This window comes from Nocardia aegles, assembly GCF_052545135.1.
Genome location: NZ_JBQWRI010000011.1, coordinates 96,665 through 111,558, shown reverse-complemented (window position 1 = coordinate 111,558; position 14,894 = coordinate 96,665). Strand labels below are relative to the sequence as shown.

General features: G+C 68.3%; 15 protein-coding genes. 6 read left to right on the top strand and 9 right to left on the bottom strand.

The window, feature by feature from the left end:
* Positions 1-15: 15 nt before the first annotated feature.
* The 6 genes from ACT89H_RS25300 to ACT89H_RS25275 all read right to left on the bottom strand — a co-directional run bounded on the left by ACT89H_RS25300 (position 16) and on the right by ACT89H_RS25275 (position 7,237).
* Positions 16-441 (bottom strand): GyrI-like domain-containing protein, encoded by a 426-nt coding sequence (locus ACT89H_RS25300; protein WP_445111151.1) that lies wholly within the window; start codon positions 439-441, stop codon positions 16-18.
* Between the two features lie 9 nt (positions 442-450).
* A complete protein-coding gene (locus ACT89H_RS25295) occupies positions 451-909 on the bottom strand; it encodes a GyrI-like domain-containing protein (RefSeq protein ID WP_445111150.1) in 459 nt (152 codons plus the stop codon).
* 250 nt (positions 910-1,159) lie between these two features.
* A complete protein-coding gene (locus ACT89H_RS25290) occupies positions 1,160-3,448 on the bottom strand; it encodes a transglycosylase domain-containing protein (RefSeq protein WP_445111149.1) in 2,289 nt (762 codons plus the stop codon).
* A gap of 524 nt (positions 3,449-3,972) precedes the next feature.
* Positions 3,973-4,866, bottom strand: a complete 894-nt coding sequence (locus ACT89H_RS25285; protein ID WP_445111148.1) for a carbohydrate ABC transporter permease — start codon at positions 4,864-4,866, stop codon at positions 3,973-3,975.
* Positions 4,866-5,861 carry a carbohydrate ABC transporter permease gene (locus ACT89H_RS25280; RefSeq protein ID WP_445111147.1) on the bottom strand — a complete coding sequence of 332 codons (996 nt, stop codon included), beginning with the start codon at positions 5,859-5,861 and terminating at the stop codon, positions 4,866-4,868. The genes ACT89H_RS25285 and ACT89H_RS25280 overlap by 1 nt, the downstream gene beginning before the upstream one ends.
* Positions 5,862-5,935: 74 nt before the next feature.
* A complete protein-coding gene (locus ACT89H_RS25275) occupies positions 5,936-7,237 on the bottom strand; it encodes an ABC transporter substrate-binding protein (protein WP_445111146.1) in 1,302 nt (433 codons plus the stop codon).
* 122 nt (positions 7,238-7,359) lie between these two features.
* On the opposite strand from ACT89H_RS25275, the gene ACT89H_RS25270 reads away from it, so the two are divergent.
* On the top strand, positions 7,360-8,205 hold the full coding sequence (locus ACT89H_RS25270; RefSeq protein WP_445111145.1) for a DUF2786 domain-containing protein: 846 nt from the start codon (positions 7,360-7,362) through the stop codon (positions 8,203-8,205).
* 103 nt (positions 8,206-8,308) lie between these two features.
* Positions 8,309-8,821, top strand: a complete 513-nt coding sequence (locus ACT89H_RS25265) for a TIGR04338 family metallohydrolase (protein ID WP_445111144.1) — start codon at positions 8,309-8,311, stop codon at positions 8,819-8,821.
* 38 nt (positions 8,822-8,859) lie between these two features.
* On the opposite strand, the gene ACT89H_RS25260 is transcribed toward ACT89H_RS25265, so the two are convergent.
* On the bottom strand, positions 8,860-9,837 hold the full coding sequence (locus ACT89H_RS25260; protein ID WP_445111143.1) for an o-succinylbenzoate synthase: 978 nt from the start codon (positions 9,835-9,837) through the stop codon (positions 8,860-8,862).
* 106 nt (positions 9,838-9,943) lie between these two features.
* Between ACT89H_RS25260 and ACT89H_RS25255 the strand changes: the two genes are divergently transcribed.
* Together ACT89H_RS25255 and ACT89H_RS25250 are read left to right on the top strand one after the other, a co-directional pair.
* A complete protein-coding gene (locus ACT89H_RS25255; protein WP_445111142.1) occupies positions 9,944-10,342 on the top strand; it encodes a hypothetical protein in 399 nt (132 codons plus the stop codon).
* Between the two features lie 36 nt (positions 10,343-10,378).
* Positions 10,379-10,717, top strand: coding sequence for a hypothetical protein (locus ACT89H_RS25250; RefSeq protein ID WP_445111141.1), 339 nt, complete (start codon positions 10,379-10,381; stop codon positions 10,715-10,717).
* Positions 10,718-10,726: 9 nt separating this feature from the next.
* Here the strand turns inward: ACT89H_RS25250 and ACT89H_RS25245 are convergent, their stop codons facing one another.
* Positions 10,727-11,896, bottom strand: a complete 1,170-nt coding sequence (locus tag ACT89H_RS25245; protein ID WP_445111140.1) for a thiolase family protein — start codon at positions 11,894-11,896, stop codon at positions 10,727-10,729.
* Positions 11,897-11,995: 99 nt separating this feature from the next.
* Between ACT89H_RS25245 and ACT89H_RS25240 the strand changes: the two genes are divergently transcribed.
* Positions 11,996-12,526 carry a winged helix-turn-helix transcriptional regulator gene (locus tag ACT89H_RS25240; protein WP_445111139.1) on the top strand — a complete coding sequence of 177 codons (531 nt, stop codon included), beginning with the start codon at positions 11,996-11,998 and terminating at the stop codon, positions 12,524-12,526.
* Positions 12,527-12,709: 183 nt separating this feature from the next.
* On the opposite strand, the gene ACT89H_RS25235 is transcribed toward ACT89H_RS25240, so the two are convergent.
* Positions 12,710-13,780 (bottom strand): ABC transporter ATP-binding protein, encoded by a 1,071-nt coding sequence (locus ACT89H_RS25235; protein WP_445111138.1) that lies wholly within the window; start codon positions 13,778-13,780, stop codon positions 12,710-12,712.
* Positions 13,781-14,088: 308 nt separating this feature from the next.
* Between ACT89H_RS25235 and ACT89H_RS25230 the strand changes: the two genes are divergently transcribed.
* Complete coding sequence (locus ACT89H_RS25230; protein ID WP_445111137.1) at positions 14,089-14,883, top strand: LLM class F420-dependent oxidoreductase; 795 nt, start codon at positions 14,089-14,091, stop codon at positions 14,881-14,883.
* The last annotated feature ends 11 nt before the right edge of the window (positions 14,884-14,894 follow it).

The following is a 14,894-nucleotide window of genomic DNA, read 5'->3' as shown; positions in this document are numbered from 1 at the left end:
ACTGTGGTTGCCCGGTCAGTCCAGCGAGACGTAGACCTCCACCGAGGCCGGGCCGGTGTAGCGCTCCACCTCGGCGGTGTGGGAGCGGGTGATGGTTCCGGTGTTCTCGGCCTTCGCCACCTGTGCCCAGGCGGTGCGCAGCAGGTCGTAGGGCTTGTCGGCGACGACGAACTTGGCGTAGCGGCCCTGCGGGATGATGGTGAGCACATCGCCGGGGTCCAACTCGTCCATCCCGCCGATCTCGTAGCCGAGCACGGCGACCGCGTGATCGTTCTGGCCGACGTAGGCCGCCACCCGCGGCACGTTCTTCTCCCGCGCCAGATAGCGATCCCACGTGAAGTTCACCAGGTCCAGGTCACGCGCGGTCACCTCGCGTCCGGCCAGCGGCACGGTCAGGCCCGCGACCATGCTCTGCGGCAATGTGACGATCTCGAAATCCACTGTCTGTTCCTACCCGTTGCCCTGATCGTCTGCCAATGCCACGAAAACTTCCGCTGTCCGCGCGTCCGGATAGTGTTCCCAGTCGCCGGTGTAAGCGCGTACGAGCCGCCCCGCGGCCTCCGCGTCCCATACCGCTCGCCAGATGCTCACAATGGTGTCGCCGAGATTGTCTCCGGCCGCGATGAACCGGGCGAAGCGCCCGGCGGGTACCCGGGCGAGCACGTCCCCGGGCTGCAGGTCGGCCAAGCTGTGGCAGCGATAGCCGACGATATGGGTCAGGTACGAATTGATCTCCGGCGCGTGGTCGACATAGGCCGTGGTCGGCGGCCCGGGCAGCGTGCGGGCGAGGTTGCGCTTCCACGCCTCTTCGACTTTCGCGCGACGCGGCCCCTCGACCGCGAGCGCGGGGCTGCGCAGCACTGTTCCCGCCACCAGCGTCTCGGGTTGGTCAACGACATTGAAATCCACCGGCGTAGCCCCTATGTCTCGTCTGTCCTCGATTTGCGTCGGCCCCGGTGCCCTCCATGGTGACGCAGGCTACCGCCTCCGGGCCCGTCGCTCGCGCCGCGCTGTCGTCGCTCGGGCGCATATCCTTCCGCATCGTTCTCGCGGTTTCGGCGTCGGCCCGTTCGACGCACTCGCTGTTCGCTCTCACTCTGGCAAACGATGCTGCCATGTCGTGCGTTCCTCCGGGCCACGGAAGGTCACAGCATCATCGCTATCCAGGAACCGGGATGCTCAGACCCGGGAAGATCTCCACCTCGCTGGGCGGTTGCGCGCTGGGCGGGATGGTGACGGCGGGTTCGCGCTGCGGTGACGGCTGCGGAGGATTCAGGATGTCGTAGGGACCGCCGGAGGGCGGCTTGCTCGTAGTCGGCCGGGCCGGGGCTTGCGTTCCCGGGGCCTGCGCGCCCGGGAACTGTTCGATCGGGGTGCCGTCGAGCGCGTCGTCCATGACCTGTTTCCAGATGTCGGCGGGCAGGCCCGAGCCGTAGATGTCGGCGCCGCGCGCGGTGCGGATCGGTTGCGGCTGATCGGTTCCGATCCACACCGCCGTGGACAGTGACGGGGTGAAGCCGATCATCCACGCGTCTTTGTTCAGCTCGCTCGCGCCGAACTGCGTGGTACCGGTCTTGGCGGCCGATGGGCGGTTGTTCATCAGCGCGTGCCCGTTGGAGTAGGCCGCGATCGGGAGCATCGCCTCGACGGTGTTCTCCGCGATTGTCTTGGAGATGCGCTGCTGACCCGCGGGCAGTTGCTCGCCGACCTTCTGCTCGCCACGGTCCAAAAGCACCCGTCCGTCACCGGTCACCACCCGCTGCACGAAATAGGGCCGGTGGTAGACACCCGACGCTCCGATCGTGGCGTACGCCGAGGCCATATCGATCGGCCGGACCGAATACTGTCCGAGGACAATCCCATTCAGTGGTTTGCCGCCGTCCTCGGTGAGGGTCTTGCCCGCTACGCCGGGCAGTTCCTCCGGAATTCCCGCCGCGTGCGCAGCGTCCGCGATGGCTTGCGGACCGTCGAACATCGTCATGGTCAGCCGGTAGAAGCTGGTGTTCAGCGAGCGTTTGAGCGCCTCGGCCAGGGTGCACTTGCCGCACGACTCGCCGTCCACATTGGTGATCCGGATGCCACGGTCGGTCACCGGGGAGCTGTCCAGCACCCGGGACAGCGGAATGCTCTGCTGTTGCGCGGCGATCGCCGCGAAGACCTTGAACGCCGAGCCGGTCTGCAACGGCGCCTGCGCGAAGTCGAAGCCGGTGCCGTCGTAGCCGCCGAAGTACGCGCGGACCGCGCCGGATCGCGGATCGATCGACACCACCGCCGTGCGCAGTTCCGGCGGCTGCGCACCGAGCCGGTCCCGCACCGCGCTCAGCACCGCGTGCTGTGCCTTGGCGTCGATGGTGGTGGTGATCCGCAGCGCGCCCTTGTTCAAGTCGCGCTCGCTGATACCGGAGTCACGCAACTCGCGCACCACCTGGTTGCGGATCAGGCCCTCCGGGCCGCGAGCCACGTTCTCGTCCGGGATCTGGGTGAGCGGGATGATCGGCGGAAAGGTGGTCGCGTCCCGGTCACCCGGCGCGAGCGCGCCCATCTCGACCATTCCGTCGAGCACGTATCGCCAGCGCGCCTTCAGGTCCGCCAGGTGGGTTTCGGGGTCCAGAATCGAGGGCGTCCGGATCAGCGCCGCGAGCACCGCCCCCTCCGCGAGGGTCAGCTGATTCACCTGCTTGTCGAAGTAGACCCGGGCCGCCGCGCCGATGCCGTACGACCCGCGGCCGTAGTAGATGGTGTTGAGGTAGGCGGCGAGGATGTCGTCTTTGCTCCACTGCCGCGCCATCTTCGCCGCGATGATCAGCTCGCGCATCTTACGGGTGACCGTGCGCTCGGAGCCCAGGAAGGCGTTCTTGACGTACTGCTGGGTGATCGTGGATCCGCCGCCCGCGTTGTCCTTGCCGAGCAGGTTGTCTCGCGCGGCGCGCAGGAAACCGGAAGTCGAATAACCGGGATTGGTGTAGAAATCGCGATCCTCCGCCGCGAGCACCGCGTCGCGCACCGGCCGCGGCACCTCGGACAACGGCACCGGCGTCCGATTCCCGTCCGGCGGGACGATTTTCGTGAGCACGGTGCTGCCGTCGGCGGCGAGGACGGTCGCGACCTGATTCGTCTGCACCGCAGTCGGATCCGGGATCTCGGCGCTCCAGTACGCCAGGACCGACAGCAGTGCGGGCAGCACGCCGAAGAGGATGAACAGGGCCAGCAGCAGGCGGCGAATGCGCTCGGCCCGGCTGCGCGGCGGTCGATCCGGCTGCGGCGGGCGCGCAGCGGGCGGTCGTGCTTTCCGGGGGGCCGCCTCGCGCTCGCGGCGCGCCCGCGCGTTTCGCTTCGCCGCACCCGGCCGCTCCGTCCAGCCCGCGATCGAGGCATACGGTGCGGTTCCAGGAGCCCCCTTGGCGCCACGCCTGCGTACACGCGGTTTGCGGAACGAGCTCACGATCATCTCCTCCCGGAGCGTCGGACGAACTCACCTGCACGAACGGAAAAGAGCGTCGAAAAACAGAGTTTACCCTGTTCGTTCCCTGCCCGGCTTTCCCCTTTTCGGGCGGGGCGCTGGAATGGTTTTCGCCCGCCGAGCCACCCGATCAGATGATCGCGTACTGCCGGGCAACGCTGCTGTCGATCCCTGCGGGCAGGCAGTTCTCGGTGTACGGCTGGTAGACAGTCGCCCGGCCGGGTACCGTGCGGCCGCATCAACCGCACTGGCGCGCGGCCCTGCAGCACCGCGCGTGGGCACGGCCCCCGCCGGCAAGACGGCGAAATCGTCTATCCACGGCGATCCCCCAACGCCACCACACCAGCTCAACCACAGGTTTCGAGCGAAGCGAGACCGAGCCTGTTCCGTTCGCGGCCCGGCTCGTGTTCGAGCGGCCGCCGCGTCCGCGACGAAGTCGCCAGCGGCGGTCGCTCGAACACGAGCCATAAAGGGGCCGCGAACACGCCGCGACGAAGTCGCGGCCAGACAACTCAGCTCTTGACGCCGCCCGCGGTGAGTCCGGAGATGATCCGGCGCTGGAAGATCAGCACCATGATGACCAGCGGGATGGTGACGATGGTGCCCGCCGCCATGATGGCCGCGTACGGCTGCACCAGCGGGTTGTTGCCGGAGAAGCGGGCGATGGCGACGGTGACCGGTTCGGTCTTGTCGCTGGAAAGCAAACGGGCGAGCAGGTATTCGTTGACCGCCGCGATGAAGGCGAGGATCGCGGTGGTGAATACGGCGGGAGCGGCCAGGGGCAGCATCACCAAGCGGAAGGCCTGCAGTTTGGTGGCGCCGTCGATCCGCGCGGCTTCTTCTAGTTCCCACGGCAGTTCGGTGAAGAAGGAGGCGAGGATGTAGACCGTCATCGGCAGCACGAACGAGATGTTCGGGATGATCATCGCCTGGTACTCGCCGATCCAGCCGAGGTTGGTGAACAGCTGGAACAGCGGTGTCACGAGGACGACCACCGGGAACATCGAGGCGCTGAGGATGAGTCCGGACACCACGTACTTACCGTGGAAGGTGAGCCGGGCCAGCGCGTACGCGGCCAGCACGCCGATCACCAGCGCGATCAACGTCGTGATCGAGCCGATGATGATGCTGTTGACCAGCGCCTTGCCGAAGTCGTTGCCGCGGCTGGTGTCGAACGCGTTGCGGAAGTTCTCCAGCGTGACGTGGGTCGGCCACGGGGTGTTGTCGAAGGTGTAGTCGGGATCGCGGAAGGCGGTGACCGCCATCCAGTAGAACGGCGCCAGCCCCCAGACCAGCACGATCAGCGCGCCCAGGTACAGCCGTACCGAGCCGATGCGCTTGGTCCACGGCACGGGCGCCGCGGCGGGCTTGCTGGTCGTGGCCTTCTCCGCTGTCTGCACGGACATCAGTGCGCCTCCCGCTGCTCTTCCTGGGTGCGAACCGCGTTGGCGCCCAAGATCTTCACCAGCACGAACGCTACGGCGAAGATCAAAAGGAAGGTGATCGTGGACAGCGCGGCCGCGCTGTTGGGGCCTTGCCGGACCTGATCGACCACCAGGATCGACACCGTGCGGGTGGCGGGGTTGCCCAGCGTCATGATCGCGGGCAGGTCGTACATCCGCAGCGCGTCCATGGTGCGGAACAGCACCGCGACCAGCAGGGCGGGCTTCAGCAGCGGCAGCGTGATCTGGGTGAATCGCTGCCAGGCCGAGGCGCCGTCGACGCGAGCCGCCTCGTACACGTCGGCCGGGATCACTTGCAGACCGGCCAGCAGCAGCAGCGCCATGAACGGCGTGGTCTTCCAGACGTCGGCCGCGATCACCGCGATCCGGGCGGGCCAGGGGTCCGAAGTCCACAGGATGTGCGTGCCGAGTACGCGGTTCACCACGCCGTCGTACTGGAACATGAACTCCCACAACCGCGCGGTGACGGCGGTCGGGATGGCCCACGGGATCAGCACGGCCGCGCGCAGCAGCGCCCGGCCGCGGAAGGTCTTGCCCATCACCATGGCCATGCCGAGACCGAGCGTGGCCTCCAGCGCGACGGTGACGACCGTGAAGAACAGTGTGACGCCGATGGCCAGCCAGAACTGCGAGCCGAGGTTGCCGGTGGGGCACGGCACCGTCTCGCCGGTCGCGACCTGGCACTGTTGCAGCAGCCAGTGCGTGTAGTTGGCGAACCCGGCGTTGCCGCCTTCGACGAACATGCCGGTCGCCGGGTCGAGCCCCGAGTCCTTCTGGAAGGACATCCACAGCGCGCGGATCACGGGATACCCGATGACGACCGCGAGCGCGATCAGTACGGGGGTGACGAACAGCCACGCTTTCCCGGAGCGGCGAAGCTCCAGGGCCGACCTGGCGGCGAAGCCGCGCCTGGCCGCGACGAATTCGTCTTTCGGCACGCTAGTCGCCGTTCCCGAAGGATCCGACACCGTTTCTCTCCTGCGGGTTCGTCGGGTCCGTTGCGTTCAACCGCTCACGATCCGGCGGTCTCGATACCCTTTTGCATACCGGTGATCGCGTCGTCGACGGACTTGGTTCCGTTCAACGCAGCATAGGCGTTGTCCTGGATGGCCTTGCTCACGGCGGGGTAGAACGGCGTCACCGGGCGCGGCACCGCGCTGGCGATGGAGTCCTTGAGCGCGGGCAGGTACGGCATCTTCGCGATCAGCGCCGGGTCGTCGTACATGGACGCGCGCACCGAGGGCAGTGCGCCCGCGGCGACGATGTGCTGGGCGTCCTCGCTGATCAGGAAGCGCAGGAAGTCCAGGGCGGTGGCCTTGTTCTTGGAGTACGCGCTGATCGCCGCGTTGTAGCCGCCGAGCGTGGAGGCGCCGACGCCGTTCTCTCCCGGCAGCGGGGCGACCGCGAACTTGTCCTTCACGGCGGAAGCCTCGCTGCCGACGTCACCGAAGGTGGACGGCCACGAGCGCAGGAACATCAGCTTGCCTTGCGCGAAGGCGTTGCTGGACTCGGGCTCCTTGAAGGTGATGGCCTCTTTGGGGATGTCGCCGTTGTTGTAGGCGTCCACCAGGACCTTCAGTCCGGCGCGGGACTGCGGGCTGTTCACCGTGGGGGTCTTGCCGTCGGCGCCGACGAAGCTGCCGCCGTAGGCGTTGATCACCTCGGCCGCGTTCACGGTCAGGCCCTCGTAGGGCGCGAACTGACCCGCGTAGCAGCCGATGTTCTGCTGGCGCGCGATGGGGCACTGGGCCAGCAGCTCGTTCCAGGTCTTGGGCGGGTTCGGCACCAGGTCCTTGCGGTAGAACAGCAGACCGCCGTTGGTGTTGCGGGGAGCGGCGTAGAGCGTGTTGTTGTAGGTGGCGCTGGCGACCGGCGGGGACAGCAGTGCGCTGGTGTCGATGGCGAAGGAGTCCTTCAGCGGCTGGATCCAGCCCTTGGCGGCGAACTCCGCGGTCCACGGCACGTCCAGGGCGACCACGTCGTAGTTGGACTGCTTGGAACGCATGTGCTCGACCAGGTCGTCGTACTGCTGGGAGGCGTCGTTCGACTGCTCCTTGAACGTCACCTGCTCGTCCGGGTGCGCGGCGTTCCAGCGCTCGATCAGCTGCTTGACCGCGCCGGTCTCGGTGGTGTCCTTGCCCTCGACGTAGGTGATCGGGCCGCGCCCGGTGAGGTTCTGGCTGATCGGGCTGCCACTGTTGTCGCTGGAACAGGCGCTGGTGAACGTCGCGGTCAGCAGTCCGACCGAGGCGAGGGCCACCGCGGCCCGCGGTACGAGCGACGAACGTAGGAACGTCACCTTCTTCACAGCCATCGCAAACACTCCAGGATCGTTCGTGAGCGGCAGCACACCCTGCCGGTGCACAAGGCAAGATACATGGTGTCGACCCGGCGTGCGGGACAGTGGCCGGAAGTCGCCCACTAGGCTGGGGCGCGATGTCTTCGCCGAACGCGGTTCCCGATCGGATGCTCACACGCATCGGTGGGCTGCTGCGCAAGGCCGAGTCCACGGACAACGAACACGAGGCCGAAGCGTTTCTCGCCGCGGCTCAACGGCTGGCCACGAAGTCGTCCATCGACCTCGCCGTGGCGCGGGCGCACATCGTGGGACGCGAGCGCAAGCCCACGCCGGTGCAGCGGATCATTCCGATCGGTGAGCCGGGCAAACGCGGGTTGCGCACCTATGTCCAGCTTTTCGTCGCGATCGCGGCGGCGAACGACGTGCGCTGTGACGTTGCCCGGACTTCGACGCAGGTCTACGCCTACGGGTTCGACTCCGATATCGATACCTGCGAGGCGCTCTACGCCAGTCTGCTCGTGCAGATGGTGCGCGCGTCCGATCAGTACATCAAGTCGGGCGCTTACCGATCGGCCACCGTCGAGAAGATCGTGGTGGAGAAGCGGTGGGGTCGGCAGGTGCGACGCCGGGTGCAGGCGCCGGTCGCGGGTGTGACGGCGCGGCTGAATTTCCAGATGGCGTTCGCGGCGCGGATCGGGCGGCGGCTGTCGGAGGTGAAGGCGGAGGTCGAAGCCGAAGTGTTGCCGCGGGACGCGGAGGCGGCCGGGACGGCGCTCGCGTTGCGGAACAAGGAGATCGAACTCACCGACTTCTACGCGAAGACGTCTGAGGCGCGCGGCACCTGGCGCGGGCCGCAGGCGTCGACGGGGCATTCGGCGGCGGCGAGGGCGGCGGGGGATCGCGCGGGCCGGGCCGCGCGGATCGGCACTTCTCCCGAACTGCCTGCGGCCCGTGGGAAGTTGACCTCATCCGAGGGCGGTTGACCAGCGTGAATGTCACGGGATGCCCTGGGCGAGCGTCTGCCCGGGTTCGGTCGGCGCTACTCGGCGACCAGCCGATGCCCACCGTCGGATCGGCCGCGCGGCGATGACCGCGCGCGACAGCCAGCGTGCCAAGGTCTACGACGCCGAGCAGTTGGTACGCGGGGTGTTCGATCGCGCGGACGAGCACGGTGTGCGCACCGTCGAGCTGTATGGTTCACAGCTCACGTTGCCGATCGAGCGCCGGTTCGCCTCGGTGGAATCGGTGCAGAGTTATACGGACAAGGTGCTCGCGCTCAATTGGGTACGGGCGCGCTGGGAGCAGGCCGCCGTGGCGGTGCGCGTTCGCTCACGCGCCGGAACAACGGCCGCGCATTACGAGGCGGCCGGGAACGTCCTTGCAGTACCCCTGCACACCGGCGGCACCGCTTGGGCCCTGCGGGAACTGGTGATCCTGCACGAACTGGCGCATCACCTGGGGTCCACGCCCGCGTCGGTGGCCGCGCACGGCCCGGAATTCTGCGACCGCTATGTGGAACTGGTCGACGGCGTCATCGGCCCCGAGGCGGCGTTGCTGCTGCGCACCACCATGCTCGGCTGCGGCGTGCGGATCGGGTGAGTCCGCCGCCGACGGTGTGAATCAGCGAGTGAGTCGCGCTATCGCGCCGGCCGGAGCAGGGCGGTGGCGCGGGCCAGGCGATCCTGCCACCACGCGGTGCGGTCGGCGTCGGGGTGGCGATGGCTTTCCAGCAGTTCCGGTTCCGGCTCGGGTGGCGTGCGCAAGACCGGGAGGTAGCCGTCCACCGCACGCAGGGATCCGCGCGTCACATCCCCGGTGAGCAGGCTCAATGTGCCCAGGCCGCAGGCGAAGTCGAGTTCGGGGAGCGCGCCGGCCAGGGCCAGCTGCGCGGCGAGGCCGACGCTGGTCTCCAGGGCGGAGGAGACCACGCAGGGCAGCCCGGCCGCCTCGGCCACCTGCAGGGCGCGGCGGACTCCGCCGAGCGGCGTGCATTTGAGGACAGCGATATCGGCGGCCCCGGCGACCGCGACTCGCATCGGGTCCTCGGCGCGGCGGATGGATTCGTCGGCGGCGATGCGCACGTCCACGCGGCGGCGCACGGCGGCGAGTTCCTCGATGGTCCGGCACGGCTGTTCGGCGTACTCCAGCCCGCCCGCGGCCTTGTCGATCAGCTGGATGTGGCGCACCGCGGTGTCGACGTCCCAGACCGCGTTGGCGTCGATCCGGATCGCGCCGTTCGGGCCGAGCGCGTCGCGCACCGCTTCCACTCTGGCCAGATCCTCGGCGAGCGATTCCGGGTGGTCGGCGATCTTCACCTTCGCGGTGCGGCAGCCGGATCGGGCCACGATCGCGTGCGCCTGTTGCGGGTCGACCGCGGGGACGGTGCAATTGATCGGAATGCGATCCCGCACCGGCTCGGGCCAGCCCGTCGTCACCTGCTCCATGGCGGTGGCCAGCCAGGCGGCTGCCTCTCGGTCGTCGTATTCGGGAAACGGACAGAACTCGCCCCAGCCGAGCGGCCCGTGGATCAGCATGCCCTCGCGCACCGTGATGCCACGGAAACGGGTGCGCATCGGAATGGCGTAGACGATGTTCTGTGCTGCGGAGTCGCTCATCGCCGACCAGCTTATTCGGCCACGGCGGCCGACCGGGGGATTGCGCAGGGGCACTCGAGTAGTTTCCCGGAGTCGGCGAGGCGCGCGAGACGGGATCGTTGGCGTCATGATCCACACCGGCACCCCGCCGCCCTGGCCTTACGGCGCGCCTCCCTTGCCGCCGGTAGGGCAGCGGCCGGTACGAACCTGGGATGTCGTACTCGCCATCGTGCTGTACTGCGTCGCGGTTGTCCTCGGTCTGGCCGCCGCCTATTGCACCGTCTTCTTCGCCTTCGCCGCCGATCCGTGCGGTCAGGACAACTGCCGCGCCGATTATCTCGGCTGGGCGTTCGTGGTGTCGTGGGGCGGGACGGCGCTCGCGATCGTCGGCGTCACCGCGATCCTTATTCTGGCCGCGATCAAGCGCTGGTACCTGTGGTATTGGCCGGTGCTGGCGATGGTGCTGATCGTCGCGTCCTTCGCCGGCGGCGTCGCGCTCGCGTCCCAGGTGTACACCGGCGTTTGAGATGCCGTGCCGCCGTGGAACGGTCATGCTGAAGCAATGGCGTGGCACATCCGGCGGCGAACGGCCGATGCCTTGCGCGTGGCGCTGGGTTCGCTGATCGTCCTCGGATTCGGCTGGGTGATGGCCGCTTTCGTCCCGCTCTACGAAGTGCTCGTGCGCGACGGACACGACGGCCGAGGCGTCGGGTACCTGCCGTGGGCGCAAGTGATCGCCTGGGCGGGCATCGTGGCGTCGGTGCTGGCGGCGGTCGTCTCGGCCCTGGAGAAAGTGCGCGATCGGAAGCCGATCGCCTGGACCCCGCTGATCGCGGTCCCGCTGATCCTCGAGTCCTGGCTGGTCGGCTTCCTGATCGCGGTGGTGCTCGTCTCCTGGTGACGCTGCGGGTCACAACCTTTCGACGATGGTGGCGTTGGCCAGGCCGCCTGCCTCGCACATGGTTTGCAGGCCGTAGCGGGCTCCGCGGTCCCGCATGGCGTGGACCAGCGTGGTCATCAGGCGTGCGCCGGACGCGCCGAGCGGGTGTCCGATCGCGATCGCGCCGCCGTTGACGTTGACCTTCGCCAGGTCCGCCCCGGTGTCGTGCGCCCAGGCCAGGACCACCGGCGAGAACGCCTCGTTGATCTCGATCAGGTCGATGTCGGATAGCTGCAAACCGGCCCGTTGCAGGACTTTTCTGGTTGCCGGGATCACCGCGGTGAGCATCAGCAGCGGGTCGTCACCGGCCACCGCGAAGCTGTGCAGCCGGGCGAGCGGCGTCAGCCCGAGTTCCTTCGCGCGCTCGCTGGTCATGATGAGCACCGCCGCGCTGCCGTCGCTGACCTGGCTGGCGTTCGCGGCCGTGATGTCCCAGCCGATCTGCGGGAAGCGGGCGGCCATGGCCGGGTCGTAATAGGCGGGACGGAGTGCGGCCAGCGTCGCCGGCGTGCTGCCGACCCGGATGCCCTCGTCGGCGGTGAGTCCGTTGATCGGCGCGAGTTCCCGCGCGAACAGGCCGTTCTTGGTGGCGAGCGCGGCCTTCTCGTGGCTGGCGAGCGCGAACTCGTCCAGTTGGGTGCGGGTGAGTCCCCACTTCGCCGCGATCAGTTCCGCGCTGATGCCCTGACTTACCAGCCCGTCCGGGTATCGCTCGGCGAAGCCGACGCCGGAGATGTCGTGCGAACCGACCAGATTGGCGCCCATGGGAATCCGGCCCATCGACTCCACGCCCGCGGCGACCACGATGTCGTAGGCGCCCGCGATCACGCCTTGCGCGGCGAAGTGGATCGCCTGCTGGCTGCTGCCGCACTGCCGGTCGACGGTGGTCGCCGGGACGGATTCGGGATATCCGGCGGCCAGCGCGGCTCGCCTGGTCATGTTCGCGCCTTGCTCGCCGAACTGGGTGACGACGCCGCCGATCACGTCGTCGATGAGTGCGGGATCGATGCCGCTGCGGTTCACCACCTCGCGCAGGCTGTGGGCCAGCAGATCAACCGCATTGACGTCGTGCAGCGCGCCGTTCGGCTTTCCTTTGCCGATCGGCGTGCGTACCGCTTCGACAATCACCGCGTCTCTCATGGTGCTTCCTTCCGGACCGAGAGCCGGGCCGCCATGCCTGGCTCTATCAACACATAGTCAGATTACGCCTGGCAATAGTTGACACAAGTCAGCATCGGTATGATGTTCGTCATGGCAGCAGTGATGGAAGGACCGTTGGCGGATCTCGGCGCGTGGAAGGCCGAGGAATGCTCGATCGCCAAGGCGATGGACATCGTCGGCACCCGCTCGGCGGTGCTGATCCTGCGCGAGGCGTACTACGGCACCCGGCGGTTCGACGGGTTCGCCAGCCGGGTCGGCATCACCGACGCGGCCGCGGCGGCTCAGTTGCGCAAGCTCACCGAGGCGGGCTTGCTCGCGAAACGGCCGTACCAGGAGGAGGGCAAGCGCACCCGGCACGAGTATGTGCTCACCCGGATGGGACGAGATCTACTGCCCGCCGTGCTGGCACTCATGCAGTGGGGCGACGCCTACTTGCAGCCGGGGCCCGCCCCCCTGCTCTTGGTCGAGGAGGCGAGCGGCGCTCCGGTGCGGGTGCAGGTGCGCAGCGAGTCCGGCCGCGAGATCGAGCTCGAGGAATTGGGCGTACGGCTCAACGAGGAGTATGTCCGGCAGCGGCGCGAACGTCGTCGATCGGATGTGACGGATTGATGCCGCCGCGCGGCGCCGAGCCGGACGGCCGGGCCGTCCACCGGCGACGACGCGACCACACGTGAGCCGGGGATGCCGGACGACCGAGCGGCGATGTCACGGTGATCGACCCGGCCGTGGATCGAGCGGAGAGCTGTGCGGCCGCTCGTCCGGGCGGCGATCCGCGCACCCCCGGCGGTGGGCTCAGTTCAGCCGGGCTCCGTCGGTGTGGAAGAAGTAGACGTGCTCCGGCGTGGTGGCCAGCCGCAGCCGGGTGCCCTTCGCGGGCGGATTGCGCCAGTCCGCCCGCGAGACGATGGTTTCGCCCGCGCCTTCGGCGACGGTGCGGCCGTAGATGTAGGCGTCGGAACCGAGTTCCTCCACCACGTCGACCTCCATCTCGATGCCGGAACCGTTACCCAGTTCGAAGTGCTCCGGGCGGATGCCGACCGTCACGGTGCCGCCCGCCTCGTCCGCGACCGTGCGCGGCAGCGCGATCGCGTGCCCGCCCAGTTCCACCCGGCCGTCGGTGACCGGAAGAGTGAACAGGTTCATGGCGGGCGAGCCCATGAACCCCGCGACGAACACGTTGGCCGGATCGCGATAGAGGTCGCGCGGAGTGGCGCACTGCTGCAACAGGCCGTCCTTCAGCACGGCGACCCGATCGCCCATCGTCATCGCCTCGACCTGGTCGTGGGTGACGTACACCGTGGTGGTGCCGAGCCTGCGCTGCAACTGCGCGATCTGGGTGCGGGTCTGCACGCGCAACTTGGCGTCCAGGTTGGACAGCGGCTCGTCCATCAGGAACACCCGCGGCTGGCGCACGATGGCGCGGCCCATCGCCACCCGCTGACGCTGCCCGCCGGACAGCGCCTTCGGCTTGCGTTCGAGGAAGGGCTCCAGGTCCAGCAGCTTGGCCGCCTCCAGAACCCGCTTCTCCTTCTCCGCTTTGGCCACCTTGGCCAGCTTCAGCGCGAAGCCCATGTTCTCCGCGACGGTCATGTGCGGGTAGAGCGCGTAGTTCTGGAACACCATGGCGATATCGCGTTCCTTCGGCTCGGCGTGCGTGACGTCGTCGTCGCCGATCAGGATGCGGCCCCCGTCGACCTCCTCCAGCCCGGCGAGCATGCGCAACGAGGTCGACTTCCCGCAGCCGGAGGGACCGACCAGGACGAGGAACTCGCCGTCCTCGATCTCCAGATTCAGCCGATCCACCGCGGGTTGGGCGGCACCGGGGTACAGCCGCGTCGCGTTGTCGAAGGTCACAGTGGCCATGACGAATTCACATCCCATCCCGGCAGGAACGTGCCGGACGATCCGAGTAAGGGTCCGGCGATCCTATCGGGCGGGTCGGCGACGAGCCACGTGCCACTGCGGCAGGCATCTGAGCTGCGCTTTCGCGCACATGCTGCGAACCGGCGGGCCGACCGTCATCGTCGGTGCCGAATCGAGCGCCTGCCTGCGGTGGAATCCTGCGACGAAGCGCGCGCGGGTAAGTCGGAAGCATCGTGTGGCAGCCTGCGGCAACCGCGGCGCGCCGGTAGCCTCGGGGCCGGGGTGGGGCGAGCGACGAGGAGAATGCCATGAGTCGGCCAGTTCGTATCGGAGTCCAGCTACAGCCGCAGCACGCGCCGGAGTACCGGCTCATCCGGGACGCGGTGTTGCGGTGCGAGGACGCGGGCGTCGACATCGTGTTCAACTGGGACCACTTCTACCCGCTCACCGGCGATCCCGACGGCGCGCATTTCGAGTGTTGGACAATGCTGGGCGCGTTCGCCGAACAGACCGAGCGGGTGGAGATCGGCGCGCTGGTCACCGGCGGCGGCTACCGCAATCCGGACCTGCTGGCCGACATGGCGCGCACCGTCGACCACATCAGCGGCGGGCGGCTCATCCTCGGCATCGGCGCGGGCTGGTTCGAGAAGGACTACGCCGAGTACGGCTACGAATTCGGCACCGCGGGCAGCAGGCTGGAACTGCTGAAGGAGACCTTGGCCCGGATCAGCGCCCGGCTGCCGAAGCTCAATCCGCGCCCGACCCGCGCCCTGCCGATTCTGATCGGCGGCGGTGGCGAGAAGAAGACCTTGCGGCTGGTCGCGCAGTACGCCGATATGTGGCACACCTTCGCCGACCTGGACGTGCTCGCGCACAAGAACAAGGTGCTCGCCGAGCATTGCGCCGCGGTCGGCACCGACCAGGCGCGCATCGAGCGCTCGGTGCAGTGGCCGGGATTGGAGAAGGCGCCCGCGTTCGTCGACGCGGGAGTGACCACCTTCACCATCGGGGCCAGTGGACCGGATTACGACCTGAGCGAGGTCGAGAAGGCCGTGCGATGGCGCGACGAGGTGAACCCGGAACCGGTGAGCGGATTGGCCTGAGCGCTGGTCGT

What these genes read in the sequence shown, in the direction of transcription:
- ACT89H_RS25290 (WP_445111149.1), bottom strand. Translation starts at nt 3,448, where the DNA reads ATGATCGTGAGCTCGTTCCGCAAACCGCGTGTACGCAGGCGTGGCGCC.
- ACT89H_RS25285 (WP_445111148.1), bottom strand. Translation starts at nt 4,866, where the DNA reads ATGTCCGTGCAGACAGCGGAGAAGGCCACGACCAGCAAGCCCGCCGCG.
- ACT89H_RS25275 (WP_445111146.1), bottom strand. Translation starts at nt 7,237, where the DNA reads ATGGCTGTGAAGAAGGTGACGTTCCTACGTTCGTCGCTCGTACCGCGG.
- ACT89H_RS25270 (WP_445111145.1), top strand. Translation starts at nt 7,360, where the DNA reads ATGTCTTCGCCGAACGCGGTTCCCGATCGGATGCTCACACGCATCGGT.
- ACT89H_RS25265 (WP_445111144.1), top strand. Translation starts at nt 8,309, where the DNA reads ATGACCGCGCGCGACAGCCAGCGTGCCAAGGTCTACGACGCCGAGCAG.
- ACT89H_RS25260 (WP_445111143.1), bottom strand. Translation starts at nt 9,837, where the DNA reads ATGAGCGACTCCGCAGCACAGAACATCGTCTACGCCATTCCGATGCGC.
- ACT89H_RS25255 (WP_445111142.1), top strand. Translation starts at nt 9,944, where the DNA reads ATGATCCACACCGGCACCCCGCCGCCCTGGCCTTACGGCGCGCCTCCC.
- ACT89H_RS25250 (WP_445111141.1), top strand. Translation starts at nt 10,379, where the DNA reads ATGGCGTGGCACATCCGGCGGCGAACGGCCGATGCCTTGCGCGTGGCG.
- ACT89H_RS25245 (WP_445111140.1), bottom strand. Translation starts at nt 11,896, where the DNA reads ATGAGAGACGCGGTGATTGTCGAAGCGGTACGCACGCCGATCGGCAAA.
- ACT89H_RS25240 (WP_445111139.1), top strand. Translation starts at nt 11,996, where the DNA reads ATGATGTTCGTCATGGCAGCAGTGATGGAAGGACCGTTGGCGGATCTC.
- ACT89H_RS25235 (WP_445111138.1), bottom strand. Translation starts at nt 13,780, where the DNA reads ATGGCCACTGTGACCTTCGACAACGCGACGCGGCTGTACCCCGGTGCC.
- ACT89H_RS25230 (WP_445111137.1), top strand. Translation starts at nt 14,089, where the DNA reads ATGAGTCGGCCAGTTCGTATCGGAGTCCAGCTACAGCCGCAGCACGCG.